At 49.8% G+C, this 20,375-nt stretch carries 19 protein-coding genes and 1 pseudogene; 11 read left to right on the plus strand and 9 right to left on the minus strand.

The features are described 5' to 3' along the window. Positions 1-73: 73 nt before the first annotated feature. Entirely contained in the window at positions 74-1,795 is a 1,722-nt protein-coding gene (locus ACN0T0_RS01150; protein ID WP_417222265.1) for a proline--tRNA ligase, read from the minus strand. Between the two features lie 176 nt (positions 1,796-1,971). Here ACN0T0_RS01150 and ACN0T0_RS01155 point away from each other — a divergent pair, with 176 nt between their 5' ends. Continuing rightward, positions 1,972-2,478, plus strand: coding sequence for a DUF3087 family protein (locus tag ACN0T0_RS01155; protein ID WP_417222267.1), 507 nt, complete (start codon positions 1,972-1,974; stop codon positions 2,476-2,478). 256 nt (positions 2,479-2,734) lie between these two features. Here ACN0T0_RS01155 and ACN0T0_RS01160 read toward each other — a convergent pair. From ACN0T0_RS01160 to ACN0T0_RS01170, 3 genes and pseudogenes are all read right to left on the minus strand, one after another. After that, positions 2,735-2,886, minus strand: a pseudogene (locus tag ACN0T0_RS01160) (IS5/IS1182 family transposase); the annotation flags it as partial. 143 nt (positions 2,887-3,029) lie between these two features. Next, positions 3,030-3,869, minus strand: coding sequence for a mechanosensitive ion channel family protein (locus tag ACN0T0_RS01165; RefSeq protein ID WP_417222270.1), 840 nt, complete (start codon positions 3,867-3,869; stop codon positions 3,030-3,032). 82 nt (positions 3,870-3,951) lie between these two features. Then, the gene (locus tag ACN0T0_RS01170; protein WP_417222273.1) at positions 3,952-4,437 is read right to left on the minus strand and encodes a DUF523 domain-containing protein; all 486 of its coding nucleotides are present in this window, start codon (positions 4,435-4,437) and stop codon (positions 3,952-3,954) included. 269 nt (positions 4,438-4,706) lie between these two features. Between ACN0T0_RS01170 and ACN0T0_RS01175 the strand changes: the two genes are divergently transcribed. From ACN0T0_RS01175 to ACN0T0_RS01205, 7 genes are all read left to right on the plus strand, one after another. Further along, the gene (locus ACN0T0_RS01175) at positions 4,707-5,864 is read left to right on the plus strand and encodes an acyl-CoA dehydrogenase family protein (protein WP_417222275.1); all 1,158 of its coding nucleotides are present in this window, start codon (positions 4,707-4,709) and stop codon (positions 5,862-5,864) included. A 10-nt stretch (positions 5,865-5,874) separates the two neighbouring features. Continuing rightward, positions 5,875-7,014 carry a CaiB/BaiF CoA transferase family protein gene (locus ACN0T0_RS01180; protein ID WP_417222277.1) on the plus strand — a complete coding sequence of 380 codons (1,140 nt, stop codon included), beginning with the start codon at positions 5,875-5,877 and terminating at the stop codon, positions 7,012-7,014. Positions 7,015-7,142: 128 nt separating this feature from the next. Then, positions 7,143-8,801, plus strand: a complete 1,659-nt coding sequence (locus tag ACN0T0_RS01185) for an AMP-binding protein (RefSeq protein WP_417222278.1) — start codon at positions 7,143-7,145, stop codon at positions 8,799-8,801. Between the two features lie 2 nt (positions 8,802-8,803). After that, complete coding sequence (locus tag ACN0T0_RS01190; RefSeq protein ID WP_417222281.1) at positions 8,804-9,268, plus strand: PaaI family thioesterase; 465 nt, start codon at positions 8,804-8,806, stop codon at positions 9,266-9,268. Between the two features lie 33 nt (positions 9,269-9,301). Next, positions 9,302-9,721 (plus strand): PaaI family thioesterase, encoded by a 420-nt coding sequence (locus ACN0T0_RS01195; RefSeq protein ID WP_417222284.1) that lies wholly within the window; start codon positions 9,302-9,304, stop codon positions 9,719-9,721. Positions 9,722-9,724: 3 nt separating this feature from the next. Next, entirely contained in the window at positions 9,725-10,528 is an 804-nt protein-coding gene (locus ACN0T0_RS01200) for an alpha/beta fold hydrolase (protein ID WP_417222287.1), read from the plus strand. Positions 10,529-10,736: 208 nt separating this feature from the next. Continuing rightward, positions 10,737-11,774, plus strand: coding sequence for a DMT family transporter (locus ACN0T0_RS01205; RefSeq protein ID WP_417222289.1), 1,038 nt, complete (start codon positions 10,737-10,739; stop codon positions 11,772-11,774). Positions 11,775-11,882: 108 nt separating this feature from the next. Here ACN0T0_RS01205 and ACN0T0_RS01210 read toward each other — a convergent pair whose 3' ends face one another. Together ACN0T0_RS01210 and ACN0T0_RS01215 are read right to left on the minus strand one after the other, a co-directional pair. Further along, positions 11,883-12,491 carry a response regulator transcription factor gene (locus tag ACN0T0_RS01210; RefSeq protein WP_417222292.1) on the minus strand — a complete coding sequence of 203 codons (609 nt, stop codon included), beginning with the start codon at positions 12,489-12,491 and terminating at the stop codon, positions 11,883-11,885. Between the two features lie 11 nt (positions 12,492-12,502). Beyond that, the gene (locus tag ACN0T0_RS01215; protein WP_417222294.1) at positions 12,503-14,017 is read right to left on the minus strand and encodes a PAS domain-containing sensor histidine kinase; all 1,515 of its coding nucleotides are present in this window, start codon (positions 14,015-14,017) and stop codon (positions 12,503-12,505) included. A 228-nt stretch (positions 14,018-14,245) separates the two neighbouring features. Here ACN0T0_RS01215 and ACN0T0_RS01220 point away from each other — a divergent pair, with 228 nt between their 5' ends. After that, the gene (locus ACN0T0_RS01220; protein WP_417222297.1) at positions 14,246-15,874 is read left to right on the plus strand and encodes an acyl-CoA synthetase; all 1,629 of its coding nucleotides are present in this window, start codon (positions 14,246-14,248) and stop codon (positions 15,872-15,874) included. Between the two features lie 116 nt (positions 15,875-15,990). Here ACN0T0_RS01220 and ACN0T0_RS01225 read toward each other — a convergent pair whose 3' ends face one another. Next, on the minus strand, positions 15,991-16,581 hold the full coding sequence (locus tag ACN0T0_RS01225; protein WP_417222300.1) for a TIGR04211 family SH3 domain-containing protein: 591 nt from the start codon (positions 16,579-16,581) through the stop codon (positions 15,991-15,993). A gap of 252 nt (positions 16,582-16,833) precedes the next feature. Between ACN0T0_RS01225 and ACN0T0_RS01230 the strand changes: the two genes are divergently transcribed. Both ACN0T0_RS01230 and ACN0T0_RS01235 read left to right on the plus strand, forming a co-directional pair. After that, a complete protein-coding gene (locus ACN0T0_RS01230) occupies positions 16,834-17,214 on the plus strand; it encodes a glutathione S-transferase N-terminal domain-containing protein (RefSeq protein ID WP_417222302.1) in 381 nt (126 codons plus the stop codon). Positions 17,215-17,326: 112 nt separating this feature from the next. Continuing rightward, the gene (locus tag ACN0T0_RS01235; RefSeq protein WP_417222303.1) at positions 17,327-19,306 is read left to right on the plus strand and encodes a DNA topoisomerase III; all 1,980 of its coding nucleotides are present in this window, start codon (positions 17,327-17,329) and stop codon (positions 19,304-19,306) included. Between the two features lie 114 nt (positions 19,307-19,420). Here ACN0T0_RS01235 and ACN0T0_RS01240 read toward each other — a convergent pair whose 3' ends face one another. Both ACN0T0_RS01240 and ACN0T0_RS01245 read right to left on the minus strand, forming a co-directional pair. Next, a complete protein-coding gene (locus ACN0T0_RS01240) occupies positions 19,421-19,891 on the minus strand; it encodes a nucleoside triphosphate pyrophosphohydrolase family protein (RefSeq protein ID WP_417222306.1) in 471 nt (156 codons plus the stop codon). 132 nt (positions 19,892-20,023) lie between these two features. Further along, on the minus strand, positions 20,024-20,375 hold a 352-nt coding region (locus tag ACN0T0_RS01245), incomplete at its 5' end, for a benzoate/H(+) symporter BenE family transporter (RefSeq protein WP_417222308.1).

A 20,375-nucleotide genomic window follows, 5' to 3' on the forward strand; every position in this document is an offset into this window, starting at 1 on the left:
TCAGGCGAAAAAAAGCAGGCGCGAGGCCTGCTTCGATTATCGAGGGCTTAGATGAAATAAGCCTCGAAAGATTTTACTGTGTGAAGGTTGAGCGCATAAACGCCTCGAGTTCAGCCAGTTGAATCTCTTGCTTATCAGCAGCGCGGCGGTATTTATACTCCACGGTGCCTGCTTCAAGACCGCGATCAGAGATCACGATACGATGAGGAATGCCCATCAACTCCATATCGGCCATCTTAGCGCCAGGGCTAACCTTAGGACGGTCATCTAGAATCACGTCATAGCCTGCCGCCGTCAGTGTTTCATACAGCGCATCAGCTTGGTTACGAACCGCTTCCGATTTTTCATACTTAAGAGCAACCAGTGCGATGCTAAAGGGTGCAATCGCTTCAGGCCAGATAATGCCGCGGTCGTCATAGTTCTGCTCAATCGCCGCAGCAACCACGCGGGAAACCCCAATACCGTAACAACCCATATCCATGGTGACGGTTTTGCCATTCTCATCTAGGACGTTGGCATTCAGCGCTGCAGCATACTGTTGTCCAAGTTGGAAAATATGGCCCACTTCTATACCGCGTTTAATCACGATATTACCTTTACCGCAAGGGCTAGGGTCGCCTTCGACAACATTCCGCAGGTCGGCCACTTCAGGTAGCGCGACATCACGCTCCCAGTTGACGCCGAAATAATGTTTGCCTTCAATATTGGCACCGGCACCGAAGTCAGACATCTGTGCAACGGTACGGTCTACGATGCAAGGGGTCGGCAGGTTAACAGGGCCGAGGGAGCCCGGGCCTGCACCGATAAGTGCTTTGATCGCCTCTTCATCGGCCATTTCTAGCGGTACGGCAACTTGCGGTAGTTTTTCGGCTTTAATTTCGTTGAGGTCATGGTCACCGCGCACCAGCAATGCGACAAAGTCGGCATCGCATTCATCGGATGCGTTCACAAACAGTGTCTTGATGGTTTTTTCAATCGGTAAATTATGCAGCTCAACCAGCTGGGCGATGGTTTTGGCGTCGGGCGTGTCTACCAATCTCATCTCTTCAGTGGGCGCTGCACGTTCACCGGCTGGGGCAATGGCCTCGGCTTTTTCAATATTTGCGGCAAAATCACTGCTATCGGAAAAGGCGATATCGTCTTCGCCCGAGTCAGCCAGTACATGGAATTCATGGGATGAATTACCACCAATAGAACCGTTATCGGCGAGTACAGGGCGGTAATCCAGCCCGATACGGTCAAAGATTTTGCAGTAGGTCTGGTGCATCAGATCATAGGTCTGTTGCAGAGACTCTAAGTTGCAGTGGAACGAGTAGGCGTCTTTCATGATGAATTCACGGGAGCGCATAATGCCAAAGCGCGGGCGAACTTCATCACGGAACTTTGTTTGTACCTGATAGAAGTTAGCGGGCAACTGCTTATAGCTGTGAATCTCGTTGCGCACCAGATCAGTGATTACCTCTTCATGGGTTGGGCCAACACAGAATTCACGGTTATGACGGTCATGCAAACGCAGCAGTTCTGGGCCGTATTTTTCCCAGCGGCCAGATTCCTGCCACAGTTCAGCGGGCTGAATCGATGGCATTAGGACTTCCTGTGCGCCGGATTTGTCCATCTCTTCACGAACAATGCGTTCAACTTTGCGCAGGGTACGCAGCCCCGTCGGAAGCCAGTTGTACAGCCCTGCCGCGACTCGACGGACCATGCCCGAGCGAAGCATCAGCTGGTGGCTGATAACTTCTGCATCAGAAGGGGTTTCTTTCAGTGTTGCAATCAGAAATTGACTGGCGCGCATAGATTTTTATACCTGATATCCGAAACTTTAAGAGCAAGCATTTTAGGGGGGGGAGGCGTTTGGAACAAGGGGGCAGCGAAACTATTCAATATAAAAACCTAAATACTGATATTGCACAGGTTCCTTTGACCGCCGGAGGCTCTATAATCGGCCGCTGATGTTACAGGGGAAAAACGATGCAGCTTAAAGAGATCAACAAAGAACGTTACAGTAAGCATTATAAGCAGATTATGATTGGCGTAGTGATCATTCTGGCGGTGATTGCGTTAGCGGTGTCTAGCCTCTTAATCCAAGTCATGGGCAATGCCGACGGTAATAATTTTTGGCTTAACGTGGCCGGCGTAGTGATCGGCGGTATTGTGGTGGTAGCGTTACTTCGTCACCACCGCGACCATGAGTATATGCATGAGGTGAGCTATGTTTGGGATCTTAAACAGATGCTTAACAAAATTTATCGCAAGCAGAAAAAACTCAAAGAAGCGGTTGAAGCCGGCGACCGCGATGCGATGGTTATCATGCATTGGAGCTATAATGGCTCAGAGCAGCTGTATAACCTTGATAACAATACCCTTACGATGGAAGAGTTGCACAAGTCGATGAGAGAGCTGCAACTGACCATGGAGAAGTATGGGGTGAACGTGACTAATGATGATTTCCGTCCAGAGATGCTGGATAAGTTTTGAGCTCAAGCGCTTAACTTCAGCATAATGTGCCCTATCTCAGGGCGCAGTCGCTGCCTGATGTGGTGACTTGGTCAGCAAGATATTGAGTGTTACCCGTGCTCAACTACTACGGCCAATCTTCCGCTAAGGAGTCTATGCTTAAGTGCCCGAGTTTTACTTAATTCGCTGACTCAAACAGAATGATCAAAATTTGGCCTAACAGTTCTCTTATCTCACCGTCTGCATCATGATTTCTCTGGGTGCAGGCGGACTTGCCCTACGCTCTAAGTATTTGATCAATTCCTGTGATGTTGGCTAGCGTGAATAACTCGCTAACTTGCTATCGTTTTTCATCAAACCAGGATAGCGTGCTTTCACGAAACCAAATTGGCACTTAATGATTCGAAATGGATACTTAACTATTAGCCTCGATTGTTGCTGCGCTGACAGCTAAGTTAACATCGCCATCCTGGCCAAAGAATGACTAGAATGTTTTTGAAATGGGTATAAGTGATAGCTTATACCCATTTCTTATTAATCAAAGGATTAGATAGCAGGTTACCCGTAATCTTCTAAGGTTTGAGGGTTTCAGCCTGCTTGAGGGTCACTTCCCGTTGTGGGAATGGAATCTCAATGCCTGCATCATTGAAGGCTTTGTAAACAGCGCCATTAATTTGAAACTGAAGTTCAAATAGTTGTTTCGTTGGCACCCAGTAGCGATAAGCAATATCGACACCCGAATCGCCGAAGTTGGCGATCCCCACCTGTGGGGCCGGTTCTTTCACGATCCCTTGGTTGGCTTGCAATTGCGCTTGAATTAATGCGATGGCTTGGTCTGAATTAGCCGAGTAGCTGATGCCGATGCTGGCCTCGACAATGGTATTTTCAAACGAGTTAATCAGTACCTCGCCAACGATATGTTTATTGGGGATGGTAATGATCTCGCCATCTTCGGTCGACAGCTGGGTATAGGCCAAACGGATCTCTTCTACGACACCGCAGACATTGTTGCAGCGTAGGGTATTACCCACGACAAAAGGGCGGGTCAAGATAATGGTAAAGCCCGCGCCGTAGTTTGAGAAAACCCCTTGCAGTGCCAAACCGATACTCAGTGAAATAGCACCAATCGCCGCGATAAAGGGGGCGACACTGATACCAAACTTACCGAGACAGATAATCGCCACCATAGCGATAAGCAGTAGCTTAATAGTGCTGCTGATAAAGTTGCTGAGAGTGACATCGACATTGTGGCGTAGGCAGATGTTGAGTACTAATTTACCCACCCAGCGCGCCACGATGAGGCCAATAATCAAGATGATGATGGCGCCGATAACCTGAAAACTGTAGTTAACAAAGAAATCGATAATGAGGGTATAAAGCTGTGACAGATTTGCCAGCTCGTCTGTGATCATAGACGGGTCTCCTGTAGCTGAACGGCGGTTGATTGCCTTGCCGGGCAAGGCTAATCAGCTGTAAAGGCGAGCGAAACCGGGCTTAGCGGTCCTGCAGCGCCATAAATTCGGTCAGCTGATCGAGTTGCCGTTCATTGTATACCGGAAAGCCTTTACGCATAAGCTCATCGGCGGTCACACCGGAGCCAGGCTTAATCGTATTGTTGAAATGACCATCATAGACTTCATGATTGCCACAGGAGGGACTGCGGGACTTCATGAGGGCGCAACAGCAGCCTTCTCGTAGGGCGATTTCGAGGGTTTTTTCTGCGCCGCTCAAAAACTGTGGGGTAACATCTTCATCATCGATATTGGTGATACGTAGCGGAAATTTATCTTGGATTTCTGCAGGCGCTCGAGGGGTGCTTAGGCCGCCTTCGATTTCAGGGCAGACCGGAACTAAACGTCCTTCATCCCGTAGTCGTTGGATGAGTGGGCTGTCGATGAGATTATCTTTGCCGTCGTAACGGACTTTACTACCTAGTAGGCAGGCACTGATCAGTATTTTATTGTTTTTTTTGTTATTCATCATTCTTAGGTACAGATTGCGTGGTTTTGTGACGGGGCGGATTCTAACAGGTAAAACGGACAGGGCAATTAAACTCAGAAGAAAGCTGATGTTATCGCGATATTTTTATGATCTAGGGCAGTTTCCAGTCGAGATTCCTTGTGGGTGCAGGGTAAAAAAATTTATTTACTGTTTACGACTTTACTGTTTTTAGGGTATATACTTAGGGGTATACCCTAATTATGCTTTGGCACTTGCCAAGCTTAGATAATAAAAACTAGGAATTTCCGATGGATCTGAATCTCACCGAAGAACAACAAATGATTCAGGACGCCGCTCGCCGCTATGCGGAAAGTGAATTGGCGCCGACCGCTGAGCAACTCGACCAAACCAAAGATCGTAGTATTCTTACCGGCCATTGCCGTGAACTTGCCGAGCTGGGCTTTATGGGCCTGAATATCGATGCCGACTACGGCGGAACAGAAGCGGGTGCGGTTGCCTTCAGTCTAGCGGTGACAGAGATCGCTCGAGCCTGTGCATCAACGGCCGTGACCATGTCCGTTACCAATATGGTGGCTGAGGTTATTCAGGTGGTGGGCAATGAAGAACAGAAACAACATTACTTGCCGAAGATTTGTAGTGGTGAATACCTCAGTGGCAGCTTCTGTTTAACGGAAGCGGGAGCAGGCTCTGACCCGGCTTCGATGCGCACCAAAGCCGTCAAAACGGATACTGGCTGGTCTATTTCCGGCACTAAACAATGGATCACCAGTGCCGAATTTGCCGGTGTCTTCGTGGTCTGGGCCGTGACTGATCCTGAGGCGAGAAAAGGCAAAGGGATCACCTGCTTTTTGGTGCCCGCCGATGCTGCCGGTATTACCGTCGGTGCTGCCGAGAAAAAAATGGGGCAGCACGGTTCAGCCACCAATGAAGTCCATTTTGATCAGTGTGAAGTTCCCGACTCAGCCATTCTTGGTAAGCTGAATGATGGCTTTCGCATCGCCGTGAGTGAGCTTGCCGGTGGTCGTATCGGGGTTGGTTCATTGGCACTGGGGGTTGGTTTAGCGGCGATGGATTACGCCATTGCCTACACCAAAGAGCGTCAGCAGTTTGGTAAGCCGATTGCTGATTTCCAAGGGTTGCAATGGATGATTGCCGACCGGATGACGGAACTTGAAGCGGCGCGCCTTTTGTTGATGAGCGCCGCGGATCGCAAACAACGGGGCCAGTGCTTTGCTAAAGAAGCATCGATGGCCAAGCTGTTTGCCAGTGAAAAGGCTAATCAGGCTTGTTACACCGCCTTACAGCTACTCGGTGGTTACGGCTATATGCAGGAATATCCGTTAGAGCGGCTGAGTCGGGATGTTCGGATTACCTCAATCTATGAGGGCACCAGCGAAGTTCAAAGGTTGATCATCGCGCGCGAAATTCTTAACGCTGCTAGCTGAGGATCTACCCTTGAAAGAACCCTTGAAAGGTCTAAAAGTACTCGATCTGTCAACGTTGTTGCCCGGCCCTTATGCAACCATGATGTTAGCGGATTTAGGTGCTGAGGTGTTGCGGGTTGAGTCGGCTTCTCGGCATGATCTGGTGCGCAATATGAAACCGTTGATCGATGGCCAGTCGGCTGCCTTTAGCTACCTTAACCGGGGCAAACAATCTCTTGCGTTGAATTTGAAACATCCGGAGGCGGTTGGACTGATCAGTCAGTTGGTGGCGGAATACGATATTTTAATTGAACAGTTTCGCCCGGGGGTGATGGCGCGTTTGGGATTGGATTACTACACCCTAAAGCAGGTTAACCCACGGCTGATTTACTGTTCTATCACAGGTTATGGTCAAACGGGTCCCTACCGCGACAAAGCGGGCCACGATCTTAACTATCTGGCGTTGTCGGGTGCGGCCAGCCATATGGGGCGTAAGGCAAGTGGCCCTGCCCCGATGGGGTTGCAGGTAGCGGATGTGGCGGCCGGATCGCATCCCGCTGTGATTTCAGTATTGGCGGCGGTGATTGGTCGGCAAAGTAGTGGTGAAGGTTGCTATCTGGATATCTCGATGGCGGATAACACCCTCGCGTTACAAGCATTAATGATACCCGCTGCGCTAAATGGCGCGCCGGACCCACAGCCCGAGAGTAACTTTCTCAATGGCGGTGGCGTTTATGATTATTACCGTACCGCCGATGATCGTTACCTGTCGGTGGGTAGCTTAGAGCCGCAGTTTCGTCAGCGGCTGGCGAGAGCATTGAATATTCAAGAGAACCCGCCTTTAGAAGATCGTCAGCTGAAAACTTTATTACAGCAAAAGTTTGCCAAGCAGGACCTCGAAACCTGGTGTGAAGAACTGGCCGACCAAGATATCTGTGTCGAGCCGGTCTTAACGGTGTCTGAAGCCGCCGAACACCCCCAGTTTGTTGCCCGCCATATGATCGTCACACAACCGAGTGGTGAGCGGCAGGTCGATTCGGCCCTCGGATTTGAGCAACAACCGATACAGCCTGCTCCTCGGTGTGGTGAGCAGGGTGCACAAATAATGGAAAGATTAGGCTATAGCCAGACTGAAATTGACAAACTAAGGGATGCCGGGCTGTTTGATTAGCCGGTGACCCTAGGTTACATCAATTGTGGTTTCGCTAGATAAAATAAGCACACAAAGGGATGAGCCTGTTACGGGGACGTATCGCGTTCTCTAGCAGGGCCTTAATAAACATAATAACGAGGCAAATAATGACTATTGCTAATTACCAGGAATTTTACGATTCCTTTACGCCGTCCATGATCGAAGAGAAGCTGATCGGAGATCTGAAACAGGGTTTTAATGTCTGTGAAGAGATCTGTGACCGTTGGGCTGAGGATGATCAACGCATCGCGCTAAATTACGAAGGTGCGAGCCGTCCGGCATCGAGTCATTCTTTTGCTGAGTTGCAGCAGCGCGCGGCACAGTTTGCCAATCTGCTGACGGCTCGGGGTATTGGTAAAGGCGATCGGGTAGCGTGTTTAATGCCTCGGACGCCAGAACTACTGGTGGTCGTGTTAGGCACACTGCGAGCCGGTGCGGTGTATCAACCGCTGTTTACCGCGTTTGGCAGTGGTGCGATTGAGTATCGAGTGACGCAAGCGGAGACAAAACTGATTGTCACGGATCCCGACAATATTGAAAAATTGGACACCGTGAATGGTTGCCCTCCGGTGCTGTTATTTAACCGTGCGGCAGCGGCCGATAACTATGCAGCATTACCTGATTTTGAAACAGAGATGGCCGCTCAGAGCAGTGAGTTTGAGCCCGTTAGAATAAGTGCGGATGATCCCTTCCTGCAGATGTTTACCTCCGGTACGGTGGGTAAGGCGAAAGGGGTGGCTGTGCCTGCGCGTGCATTGTTGTCATTCTATGTTTATATGCGCTATGCCATCGGCTTAGAACCACAAGATCGTTATTGGAATGTGGCAGATCCGGGTTGGGCTTACGGTCTCTATTATGCGGTTGTCGGCCCCTTACTGTTAGGTAACACCACGCATTTCAATGAGAATGCGTTTACCCCTGAAACCACCTATCAGATGCTGAGCAAGTATAAGATTACCAATCTTGCCGCAGCACCGACGGCTTATCGTTTATTGATGGCCCATGAGAACTTGTTGGCCGAGCACAGCGGTTTCGAACTACGGCTGGCGAGCAGTGCAGGTGAGCCACTAAATCCTGAAGTGATTGGCTGGGTTGAGCGTCGTTTAGGCTGCCCTGTGATGGATCATTATGGTCAAACCGAAACCGGCATGACCGCCTGTAATCACCATAATCTTAAACAGGATATCGTCCGTGTTGGATCTATGGGATTCTCTCTGCCAGGACATCGTGTAGTGGCATTGGATAATGATCTCAATGAACTACAAGAAGGTCAGATTGGTGAGCTAGCCGTGGACATGGAAAAATCCCCGCTGTTTATTTTCCCGGGCTACACTTGGGGCGAGAAAAACCCGTTCCGGGGCAAATACTATCTGACCGGCGATGTGGTGGTTAGCCATGGTGATGGCAGTTACTCCTTCAATGGCCGTGATGACGACATTATCACGACTGCCGGTTACCGTGTTGGGCCATCAGATGTTGAAAATACGCTGCTGGAACATGAAGCCGTGGCAGAAAGTGGCGTGATCGGTAAGCCGGATCTTGAGCGTGGTGCGATTATTAAAGCCTATGTGGTGCTTCGCGAACAGTTTGATCCGAGCGATGAATTGATTGCCGAGTTGAAAACGCACGTCCGCAGCCGTCTATCGACCCACGCTTTCCCACGGGAGATCGAATTTATGCAGGAGCTACCGAAAACGCCGAGTGGCAAAATTCAGCGTTTCATTCTGCGTAATCGCGCCAAGGATGAAGCGGATGGCATGTCATAACGATGATTGAGCTACCGGCGTTGCCGACGGAGTACCGGGTGCGTAACCCGAACTTCGCGGCAGAAGTTGAACGGGTATTTTCTCAGGCACCGTTTGTCCAAGCATTAGGGTTTCAGCTAACTGATTTTGAAGCAGGGCGCTGTAATACGGCTTTGACGCTGCAAGAGAACCATCTGCAACAGGACGGCTATGTCCACGCGGGAGTGCAAGCCACTCTGGCTGATCACAGTGCCGGAACCGCCGCGGCGACCCTATTGGCTGAAGGGCAGATTATTCTCACGGCAGAGTTTAAGATTAATCTGCTGCGGGCGGCTAAAGGTGAGCGGCTATGCTGTCAGGCGCGGGTGTTAAAGCCTGGTGCCAGTTTAATCATTGCCGAGGCGGAGGTATTCTGCTTTCGGGAGGATCACGCCGAACTGGTATCCAAAGCGACGGTAACGCTAGCGGTGGTCGATAAACCTGAATAATAAAATGAATAAAAACTATGGGGCGACGTTTTTATGCCTGTTATGACAATTGAACAGATGAGTGATTTTCTGGCGGAGCATTTTCCGCAGGGTGAAAAGTTTGGTGTACTCTCCGACTTAGGAGATAGTTGGGCCGAGATGAGGCTGCCGGTTGATACCGGACACTTGCGGCCGGGCGGTACTGTTTCTGGGCCATCGATGATGGCGCTGGCGGATGTTTGTATGTATGCGGCACTACTAGGCCAGATTGGTCCTGTGGCGTTGGCGGTGACGACCAACTTGAATATCAACTTTATGAGTAAACCTAGACCGGATTGCGATCTGATCGCCCGCTGTAATTTGATGAAAGTGGGCAAGCGATTGGCGGTTGGAGAGGTGTGGATTCGCTCAGAGGGCAGTGAAGAGGTGGTGGCGCACACGACGCTGACCTACTCAATACCAGCGGAGCGTTAAAGAATGGCTGAGATTCAGTGGCAAGAGCGGCGACTTATCCTCGACGATGGTACTGAGATTTTTGCGCTGCACGGTCGTCATCCCCATAACGAAGGCTGGGATCGGCCCACTCTGGTGTTGTTACATGAGGCATTGGGGCATATCGATATGTGGAAGGACTTTCCACAATTGTTAGCTGATGCAACCGGCATGGACTTGCTGGTTTATGAGCGTCGCGGTTATGGTCGTTCATCACCGATAACCCTACCACGCCCGGACGATTATCTTGATCGAGAAGGACGGGATTGGGTTAAGCCAGTGTTGGATGCGGCGGGGCTAGAGCAGGTTATCTTAGTCGGTCACAGTGACGGTGGTTCTATCGCACTGATTGCGGCGGCAGCACTGCCCGAACGGGTGGTCGCTGTGATCACCGAGGCGGCGCATATTCGTATCGATCCTTTAACCACAGCGGGCATTATTGCCGCAGTGGAGCTGTATAACGCCACGGATTTTCCTGAAAAGCTGGCCCGTTATCACGGTGAGCGCACGGATATATTGTTTCGCGCCTGGCATGAAACCTGGCTGCGAGATCGTTTCCAGCCGTTAGACTTGATGGGTTGGGTGCAGAATATTCATTGTCCGGCGCTGATTATGCAGGGCGCAGAGGATGAATACGGTGAAGTCTCGCAGGTAGAGGATATTGTCAGTGGCATTGGCGAAAGAGCAACGGGTGTGTTTATACCTCAGTGTGGCCATGTACCCCACTTACAAGCAAAAAAAGCAACGCTGCAGGCGATGACTCAATTCATTGAATCCTTGGCGTTGTAGCCTGATCTTCAGTGACTATCGACAGCGGCGATAACGATGATATTGGCTTTGAGTTCGCTGAATCTGGCTATCCTTTACGTCTGGCATAAAGAGCCCATCGCAGCGAGATAATCATTTAATCTCTTATGCTATTATGCCCGCTCATTTTTCCTATATATCGATGTCTGCGCTCTATAGGTTGTAATCGCAATGTTAGAGAGAGATCCGCATGAGTCGTTCAGCTAATAGCAACGCTGTTTGGATGTTGCTGCTGTGCACATTTTTTTGGGGCGCATGTTTTCCGGTAGGAAAGCATGCGTTAGCGGAAGTCAGTGCCCTGACCCTAGTGCTTTGGCGTTTTGCGGTGGCGGCTAGCTGTCTATTCATTTATGTCATTTGGGTGAAGGTTCCGTTGCCGCGATTAACGGCTCAACAGTGGTTGTGGGCGATTATTGCCTCGATTGTGGGCGTCGGCGGATTGAATCTATGCCTGTTTACTGGGCTGACAAAAACCGATGCCAGTAATGGCGCATTGATTATGGCGCTGAGTCCTTTAACGACTTCTTTAATGGGCACCTTGTGGCAGCGAAAATTGCCTCATCTGAGTGCTATCTTCAGTCTGATTATTTGTCTGTCGGGTGTGTTGTTGGTGCTGACCAACGGCGAGTTATCACGATTGCTTGGCTTTGAATTTAATCAGGGGGACCAGCTGATTTTTGTCGGTATGTTGTGTTGGAGCCTGTATACCTGCTTAACTCAAAGTATCGGTCGTTGGCTGCCGATGATTCCTTTCACGCTTGTTGGCATGATGGCGGGTGCAGGAGTGATCTCGCTGATGCTAGCTTTTAGTGCTGAGGTGCATCCGGTGCAGGAAAGTCTAGCGATCTCCGCTTGGGTATTGGCTGATCTGCTGTTCATCGGTGTCTTTGGTACGGTGGGCGGCTATCTATTATGGATCAGTGGCGTGAATCAGTTGGGGGCCGCGACGGCCTCGCTATTCTTTAATTTTGTGCCGGTGTTTGCGGTATTGACTGCATTGCTGTTTGGTCAGTCAGTGACGGATTTGCAGTTTGTCGGGATGGCTATTGTGATTGCGGGTTTACTGTTGCCGCGACTACTTGTTTGGCTGCAACAGCACTCGGCTGTCGTTGAGGAGCTTGAAGCTGCAGTTGAGTTAGAAGTTGAGTCGGTGGTTGAATCGGTTGTCACAATCGAACAAACAGTGCTCCGTGAAACGGTTAGTCGCGATCAAGTAGTTAAGGGTTGATGGGTGATCGTCGCCTTGAGGGGCAGTAAAGCAGGTAACAGCGTGGTTTTCAGCGTGTGCTGAGTGACGACCTTGTTACCTGCTTTTGTTGTGAGCTGTTTTTGCGGCTTAGTTTTCCAATTGGGCGGCTTGGTTGACCAGTGCCGGCAAGCTTTCAGCGCGCATTTTACTCATCACCCGAGAGCGGTGTACTTCGACGGTCTTCGGGCTAATACCGAGTTCTTCGGCGATTTCTCGGTTAGCTTTGCCAGAAACGACCAGCGCCATCACTTCCCGTTCCCGTCGGCTCAGGGTTTCATAGCGGGCGTGAATCTGCTCTAGCTGTTGCTGACCGGCTAATATCTCATCGGCTTTTTTCAATGCATTTTGCACCAATGGAATCAGTACTTCGTCATCGAAGGGCTTTTCGAGGAAGTCGATCGCGCCGTTTTTCATGGCAGTCACGGCCATCGGGATATCACCGTGACCACTGAGCACAATGATCGGCAGGCGGATATCTCTTTCCAACATGATTTGTTGTAACGCTAGACCATTAATTTCAGGCATACGCACATCCAGCAGCATACAGCCTTGGTCGCCTTTGTAGTTGCTGAGAAAGTCACGGGCCGAGGAGAAACTCTTGACCGGCAGGTCATCACTTTCCAATAGCCATTGCATGGAATCTCGAAAATCATCGTCGTCATCGACAATAAAAACGGTACCGTTGTATCTGCTCATGTTGTCAGGTCCTAGCCTTTCGCTGGAATTTTAATAAAAAACTGTGTGCCTGTTTGACCATCACTTTCGGCCCATAGCTGCCCACCGTGGGCCTCGATAATGGTGCGTGAGATGGATAATCCCATTCCCAAACCGGTCGATTTAGAGGTGAAAAAAGGCTCAAACAGTTTACTTAATATCTCGGCACTGATGCCTTTGGCGTGGTCTGACACCGAGATATAGATATAATCCTTGGTTTTTCGGGTGCGTATAATAACGGGACGATGGCTAACTTCACAGCCATTATAAGCCTCAATCGCATTCCTAATCAGGTTAACCAGCACCTGTTCAATCTGAATTTTATCAGCGACGATGGCTAGTTCGCCATGTTCCAGTTCAAATTCAAAGGTGGTGTTGTGATCCAGTGCTTCCTGTTTAAGAAACTCAGCGATCTCTTGGCAGCTGTCATTAAGTGAGAATTCCATACGCTGGTATTCGGTCTTCTTAACGAAGCTGCGCATGCGTTTGACGATCTCTGCGGCACGTTTGGCTTGGCGGGTAATCAATCCCATCGAGTGGCTGACTTCCTCCACCGAGCTGATACGTCCCTCTTCAATACGGCGCATTGAGCCGCGACAATAATTTAGAATGGCGGCCAACGGTTGGTTGATCTCATGGGCGAGTCCGGAGGCCATTTCGCCAACGGAGAGTAACCGGGCAATGTGCGCCATCTCCAATTGGTTACGTTTCATCTCATCTTCGGCCTTTCGGCGCAGGGTAATATCCCGGCCGATAATTGAGTAATACTCCACCTGCATATCGTCATTAAGGTTTCGGTGGGCGATCACTTCACGAATTTCTGCGGTACGCTCACGGCCAGAGGGCAGTTGCATTTTAATGCTGCCATACCAGGTGCCGTGGGCGGCAGCGTGACCGAGGGCATCTTGCACTAATGAGGCAAAAATTTTGGGGGAAAACATCTGCTCAAGATAAAACACCATCGGGTTTTCTTTTTCGGTACCCAAGGTGATGTAGGTGGCCTCATTCATATAGGTCAGCTGCATGGTTTTATGGTTGCAGAACATAATCATGTCGGAAGAGGCTTCCACCACGCGTGCCAGTCGGCGGGTGGCTTGTTGTGCCAGGGTTTGCTCGGTAACGTCACGAGAGACACAGACCACCTCAATGGGCTTGCCTTCGGCATTTCTCAACGTACGGCTGGTGGTTTCTAGCCAGATGTAGTGACCATTTTTATGTTTATAACGATAAACGTTGGTGTACATCCCTTTGCGATAACGGACGGAGTCGGAACGCTTTATCAGGTTATCAGCATCTTCCGGGTGGAAGAGGTCATAGCCGGCGGTGCCTATCATCTCTTCGACGGTATAGCCGAGCATACGTTCTACCGCTGGGCTCACATCGAGAAAGGTCCATTCCGTTGTCGGTGTGTGGCGGGAGATCATATCGGTGGACTGCTCGACGAGAAAGCGCGATCGTTCGCCCTCATCCATCTCACTGATCGCTTTCAGGTTTTGTTCTATACTCATGAGTGCTCGCTGATCAGGTAAAAACCCTTAATATGTCGTTCCAGTGCTGCATTTGATACGGCTTTGGACTTAAGGCTAGCTTGTTTCATCAGGGTAATTACGTATTATAACGGATGCAATCAGGGTATACCCTAGGCGGTGCGATTTATCACATCCGTTTTCACAATAAAAATACTGCTGGGCCCGCTGGCTGATCGCGGATACAGCAATGTTCAGGGATTAACTACTATGTCAAAACACTCGAATCCATATCAGTTTGGCTTGGATAAGAACAGCGCCAACTTTTCTGCTATGAGCCCATTAAGCTTTCTCGAGCGTTCCGCTTTCGTCTTTCCTAACCATACAGCGGTGGTGCATCAGCAAACCCGACGTAACTGGTCGGAAACGTATGATCGCTGCCGTCAGTTAGCCAGCGCCTTGGTTCAGAATGGGATTGGAAAAGGGGATACGGTCGCGGTGATGGCGCCGAACCTACCCGAACTGTTTGAGGCGCATTTTGGTGTGCCGATGTGTGGTGCGGTGCTAAATGCGCTGAACGTGCGTCTGGATGCCGAAGCGATCGCTTTTATTCTGCAGCACGGCGAAGCGAAAGTGATTATGGTGGATCGAGAGTTTTCTGAGGTCATTGATCAAGCACTTAAAATGATCCCCCATAAGCCGTTAGTGATCGATATTGATGATCCCTATTATGAAGGCGGTAAGTTGATTGGCTCCACCGATTATGAAGCCTTCATTGCCACCGGCGATGCAGCTTATGCTTGGCAGATGCCGGAAGATGAGTGGGATGCCATTACCCTCAACTATACCTCGGGAACAACGGGCAACCCGAAAGGGGTGGTTTACCATCATCGGGGCGCGTATCTGAATGCGATGAGTAATATCGTTTCTTGGGATATGGGGCATCACCCGGTGTATCTCTGGACACTGCCGATGTTCCACTGCAATGGTTGGTGTTTCCCTTGGAGTCTGGCCGCATCTAGCGGCGTGAGTGTCTGTTTGCGTCATGTTCGGGCCGATGATATTTACTCAGCGATTAAAGATGAGAAGGTTAATCACTTCTGTAGTGCGCCGATTGTCTTGAATATGTTGAATAACGCGCCGGATGAGATGAAAGCGGGTATTGATCATCAGGTTAAAGTGATGACCGCCGGAGCTGCGCCACCGGCCGCCGTGATTCAGGGGATGGAAGCGATGGGCTTCGATGTTACCCATGTTTATGGGCTGACCGAAACCTACGGGCCATCGGTCGTATGTGAGTGGCATCAGGAATGGAATGATCGAAACGACGAAGAGATTGCGCGATTGAAATCCCGTCAGGGTGTTCGGGCGCCGATGCTTGATGGGCTGATGGTCGCGGATCCGACTACACTCGAGCCGGTGCCTCAAGATGGCCTCACCATGGGTGAGATCTTTATGCGTGGTAATCTGGTGATGAAGGGTTACCTGAAAAACCCGACCACCACTGAAGAAAGCTTTGCCGGAGGTTGGTTCCATTCCGGTGATTTAGCCGTGTGGCACCCCGATGGTTATATTGAAATTAAGGATCGCTCAAAAGATATTATTATCTCCGGAGGGGAAAACATTTCCTCGATTGAAGTCGAAGATGTGTTATATCGCAATAAGAGTGTTATGGAAGCGGCGGTTGTTGCCCGAGATGATGAGAAGTGGGGTGAAGTGCCCTGTGCCTTTGTCACCCTAAAAGAGGGCGCGGAAGTGTCTGAGCAGGAGATAATTGATTTCTGCCGTGAGAATATGGCGAACTTTAAAACACCGAAGAAAGTCGTTTTCGGTCCGTTACCAAAAACCTCAACCGGAAAAATTCAGAAGTTTGTCTTACGCGATAAAGCCAACGATTAACGGTCGATATGAATTTAAGGTATGAGCCTCCGTTAACGCTGGAGGCTCACCTTTGCAACATGATTTCGGCCGGTTAATGGCATCTGGGGGCTTTTAGCTGCCGCTAGCCCCGCAGATTACCAGGTGTCATGACGCTTTCTACGTTTTGGCAGATAAGGAATCATTAAACCTAGTAGTAATCCACCGAAGGCGACTAAGCCACCGTAGGTAAACCAGCGCATCAGATTGCTTTCATCCATACCATTGATGGTGCGGTTGAGGCTGACGATCTCTTCCTCAAGGGCCGATACTTTACCCGCATTTCCCGCATTTTGGCCGGCAAGGCTCTGATTCTGTTGTTTTAACGCTAAGATCTCTTCAGCCTGCGCCGCCAGATTCTCTTCATTCTGTTTTAGTTGCTCTTGCAGTTTTGGATAGCGGGTCGCTAAGCTAATACCTGATGAGATCTTGTCGGCGGGCATCCAACCAACTTTGCCACTCGGGGTCTTAATCTGAATGAAATCCGTTTTCTCATTACGATTAAGCACGGTGACTGGTGAGCCACTGCGTATCCGCCCGGTAATCCGGTATTCCGTTCCTGGACCACCGTGATAAAAGGTATAGACATCATCGCTAACATAATTAGCGGCGTCAGCCGAGGTTGAAAGTGCCACGGCAAAAAGGCATGCGATCCATGGCTTTTTTGGGAGTTTATTTGACGAATTCATGTTCTTCCTGTGTGTGTAGACGTTCAGCCTTCCCCCCCCTAAAACCGAAACCTGGTTTTCAGGCAAAGCTGGACAGCGGTAGACCGGTATCGATTCGATAAGTTCAGCGGCTGTCGTAATAATTTAACATTATACAATCAATCGGCCTCGGGTTAAGCCCTGATTTTTTACAGGAACAATTGATTAAGGTAGTGATATACTGTCGCGCGAATTAACCGGTTGCCATCAGGCCCGAATTAAGGAGTTATCAGAGTGGCATTTATTCGTTGGTTTCTGGGTAGGATTATCCTGCTATTGAATTTTGTATTTCGTCCTCGGGCGATTAAAAGAGATCCTGAGCAGCAGCGTGAGTTAGATCTTCGCACCGCTCACTTATCTCTCTATCAGTATGAGGCGTGTCCGTTTTGCGTTAAGGTGCGCCGCGCGCTGCGTCGTAACGGTCTGAATATTGAGTTGCGTGATGCCAAAAAGGTCGAATTGTACCGTCAAGAACTGCTAGAGGGTGGTGGTCGGCTGAAAGTTCCCTGCCTGCGTATTGATGAGGCCGATGGCGAAGTGCGTTGGATGTATGAATCCTCCGACATTATTCACTATCTTGAACAGGCTTATGTCACACCCAAGATTGGCGCATAAGTCTCGTCGAGGCTTAAAAAAGCAGCGAAGGCTGCTTTTTTTGTGCCTGTCGCTAGCGTCATCGATCAAATTGGGATAACTTATCTGTATATTTAACCAGTACTTTTTAACCATGATTCTATACATAGCAGAAAAGCCCAGCCTTGCCCGCGCCATCGCGGATGTGTTGCCGAAACCCCATAAAAAACAGGATGGCTTTATTGAGCTAGGTAATGGTGATTGTGTCAGTTGGTGCTTAGGGCACCTGCTCGAATTGGCTGATCCGGCGGACTACAACCCAGATTTTAAACCCTGGCGCTTTGAGCATCTGCCGATTATCCCGGCGGAGTGGAAGCTAAAGCCGCGCACTAAAACCCGCTCTCAGTTAACGGTGTTGCGGCGTTTAATCCGGCAATCAAAACAGTTGGTTCACGCTGGCGATCCTGACCGGGAGGGCCAGTTGCTGGTGGATGAGGTGATTAACTACCTCGGTGCGAGTGAAACTAAGAAACGCACTGCCCAGCGCGTCTTGATCAGTGACCTTAACCCTAAAGCCGTTAGTGCAGCGCTACATAATTTAAAAGCTAACTCTGAATTTATACCGTTATCTGTTTCAGCATTGGCGCGCTCTCGCGCGGATTGGATTTACGGCATCAATATGACCCGCGCCTACAGTATTCAGGGGCGTAAAGCGGGTTATCAGGGGGTGCTGTCGGTGGGGCGGGTGCAGACTCCCTTATTGGGCTTGGTTGTGCGGCGTGATGCTGAGATTGATAACTTTGTCTCCAAGCCCTTTTACGAGGTGCAAGCGGTAATAGAAACAGAAGCGGGAGAGCGCTTTAATGCCAAATGGAAACCGAGTGAAAACTGTCAGCCTTATCAGGATGAGGAAGGGAGAGTATTAAACCGTAAACTGGCGGAAACGGTGATCAACCGGATCAAAGGTCAACCGGCAGAGTTACTGAGCCTGACGCAAAAACGTAAGCGTGAAAATGCCCCGTTACCTTTTAGCTTGTCTAGCTTACAGATAGAAGCGGCTAAACGTTTTGGCATGAGCGCCAAAGCGGTATTGGATAGCTGCCAGACATTGTATGAACGCCATAAATTGTTAACCTACCCGCGTTCTGATTGCCGGTATCTGCCGGAAGATCATTTTGCTCAGGCGGGGGACGTGATCGCAAGCATCATGAGCAATCAGCAAAGCCTTGCTGAACATTTGCCACAAATTGATGCTAGTCGGCGTTCCGCTGCCTGGAACAATAAGAAAGTCAGTGCTCACCATGCGATTATTCCCACTACTCGTCAGGCAAATCTGGCTTCGCTGAGTGATGCTGAACGTAAGCTCTACATCTTAGTGAGTCGTTATTATCTGGCGCAGTTTATGTCGCCTTATGAATATGATGATACTCGGGTTGATCTGCGTATTGCTGGTGGCCAGTTTATTGCCAGTGCGCATCAGACCAAGCGCCTTGGCTGGAAACCTTTGCTGTCCGATGCGGCAGAAAAACACAGTAGCCTACCGGTCTTGCGGGAGGGGCAGTCATTAACCTGTGTTGATGGGGTGTTGGATGAAAAAAATACCCAGCCGCCTAAATACTTCACCGACGCAACTTTGTTAGCCGCGATGACTGGCATTGGCCGTTATGTTACCGATCCGGAGATTCGTAAAGTATTAAAAGAAACGGATGGTCTAGGCACCGAAGCAACACGTGCGGGGATTATCGAACTGCTGTTCACTCGAGGCTTTCTTAGCCGTGAAGGTAAAGCCATACGCTCTACTGAGGTTGGCCAGGCGCTGATCAACTGTTTACCCGAAAGTGCGACGACTCCGGATATGACCGCTGTATGGGAAGCAGAGCTAGGTCGAGTGTGTCAGCAAGAGGCGAGCTATAATAGTTTTATGCAACCGCTGACGGAGCGGCTAAAAGAGTTGATTGCTCAGTCATCCCAAGTGGTTATTCCGGATACGCTCAAGGCCCTCAGTCCTAAACCCAAGCCAAAGCGACGTACCAGCCGAACGGGTACACGTAAACCGGCCAGTGGGACTAAGCGCGCGCCAGCGAAAACTAAAAAACCGAGTAAGCCGAGAAAAACGGCGACCCGCAAAGCATAATTGACCTGCGAGTGTTAGCCGTGAACGGATATTAAAAACGGTGCCATGGGCACCGTTTGAGTGAGCTTGCTGAATGTGCGTTTGACCGAATGGCTAAAGAGGTAAGAGGGTTGTTCAGACCAGTTTAGGCTCATGCCAGTTGATGCATTTAAGAAACTTATGGCCGGGGTAGAATTTGCCATCTTTACCGGTTTGATCTTCTGCCGATTTGATAAAGGCTTCGGGTAGCTCGCCACCACGGTAAACATTCAGACCTACTTCGGTGCGATAGTAGGCCAGTGTTTGCTCGACTTCATCTTCTGTTTTACACAGTTTTGATAGGTTGCTGGCCTGTACCGCTGACATATCAGTATCGGCATCGATGCCAAGGATATGCGCCATACCGTAGGTAACCACAAGGATGTCCGCTACCGCATCACGTACTTCAGACATATCTTTATTGTTAATCCCCTCCACCAGTTCAGCTAGCTCTTCCTGAATCAGATGCAGTTGTTTGCCCGCTTTTTCCCAGTCGGGGTTCTGCAGATCGCCCTTCAGATTACCAAAGACCGTGTTTAGATAAGATACGTCGGTGAAATTACTCATGATGCTTTGTATACCGTGACAGTTATAAACGGCCTATATGATGACGGTTTAAGCGCTGAATCGCAATTTCGAATCGGCTTTGTTATCTATATAGCGGTCATATGGGCCTGCTGACACTGGGTTCACGTAACGTTATTTTCGTTGTTTTAAGCCGCTTGTAAATCCAAATGGCTGGTACAGCACAAGATAGCTGATCAAACCAATAATAACACCCCAAAAAGCCGCGCCAATACCGAGGTAGTTCATACCTGAGGCGGTGACGATAAAGGTGATCAATGATGCTTCAAAGTGAGTGGTTTCCTGTGCGGCGCCGAGTAGATTACTGGAGATCGCGCCGAGCAACGCCAATCCGGCGAGTACTGCGACAAAGTGATCAGGTAGGGCGGTAAATAACGCAATGATGGTGCCGGAAAACGTCGCGCCGATCAGATAAAATACACCATTGGCGATGCCGGCAACATAGCCTTTACATGCATCAAGTTGT

This window comes from Amphritea sp., assembly GCF_048266285.1.
GTDB lineage: Bacteria > Pseudomonadota > Gammaproteobacteria > Pseudomonadales > Balneatricaceae > Amphritea.

Coding starts and splice junctions, on each gene's coding strand:
- ACN0T0_RS01150 (WP_417222265.1), bottom strand. CDS start 1,795: ATGCGCGCCAGTCAATTTCTGATTGCAACACTGAAAGAAACCCCTTCT.
- ACN0T0_RS01155 (WP_417222267.1), top strand. CDS start 1,972: ATGCAGCTTAAAGAGATCAACAAAGAACGTTACAGTAAGCATTATAAG.
- ACN0T0_RS01165 (WP_417222270.1), bottom strand. CDS start 3,869: ATGATCACAGACGAGCTGGCAAATCTGTCACAGCTTTATACCCTCATT.
- ACN0T0_RS01170 (WP_417222273.1), bottom strand. CDS start 4,437: ATGAATAACAAAAAAAACAATAAAATACTGATCAGTGCCTGCCTACTA.
- ACN0T0_RS01175 (WP_417222275.1), top strand. CDS start 4,707: ATGGATCTGAATCTCACCGAAGAACAACAAATGATTCAGGACGCCGCT.
- ACN0T0_RS01185 (WP_417222278.1), top strand. CDS start 7,143: ATGACTATTGCTAATTACCAGGAATTTTACGATTCCTTTACGCCGTCC.
- ACN0T0_RS01190 (WP_417222281.1), top strand. CDS start 8,804: ATGATTGAGCTACCGGCGTTGCCGACGGAGTACCGGGTGCGTAACCCG.
- ACN0T0_RS01195 (WP_417222284.1), top strand. CDS start 9,302: ATGCCTGTTATGACAATTGAACAGATGAGTGATTTTCTGGCGGAGCAT.
- ACN0T0_RS01200 (WP_417222287.1), top strand. CDS start 9,725: ATGGCTGAGATTCAGTGGCAAGAGCGGCGACTTATCCTCGACGATGGT.
- ACN0T0_RS01205 (WP_417222289.1), top strand. CDS start 10,737: ATGAGTCGTTCAGCTAATAGCAACGCTGTTTGGATGTTGCTGCTGTGC.
- ACN0T0_RS01210 (WP_417222292.1), bottom strand. CDS start 12,491: ATGAGCAGATACAACGGTACCGTTTTTATTGTCGATGACGACGATGAT.
- ACN0T0_RS01215 (WP_417222294.1), bottom strand. CDS start 14,017: ATGAGTATAGAACAAAACCTGAAAGCGATCAGTGAGATGGATGAGGGC.
- ACN0T0_RS01220 (WP_417222297.1), top strand. CDS start 14,246: ATGTCAAAACACTCGAATCCATATCAGTTTGGCTTGGATAAGAACAGC.
- ACN0T0_RS01225 (WP_417222300.1), bottom strand. CDS start 16,581: ATGAATTCGTCAAATAAACTCCCAAAAAAGCCATGGATCGCATGCCTT.
- ACN0T0_RS01235 (WP_417222303.1), top strand. CDS start 17,327: ATGATTCTATACATAGCAGAAAAGCCCAGCCTTGCCCGCGCCATCGCG.
- ACN0T0_RS01240 (WP_417222306.1), bottom strand. CDS start 19,891: ATGAGTAATTTCACCGACGTATCTTATCTAAACACGGTCTTTGGTAAT.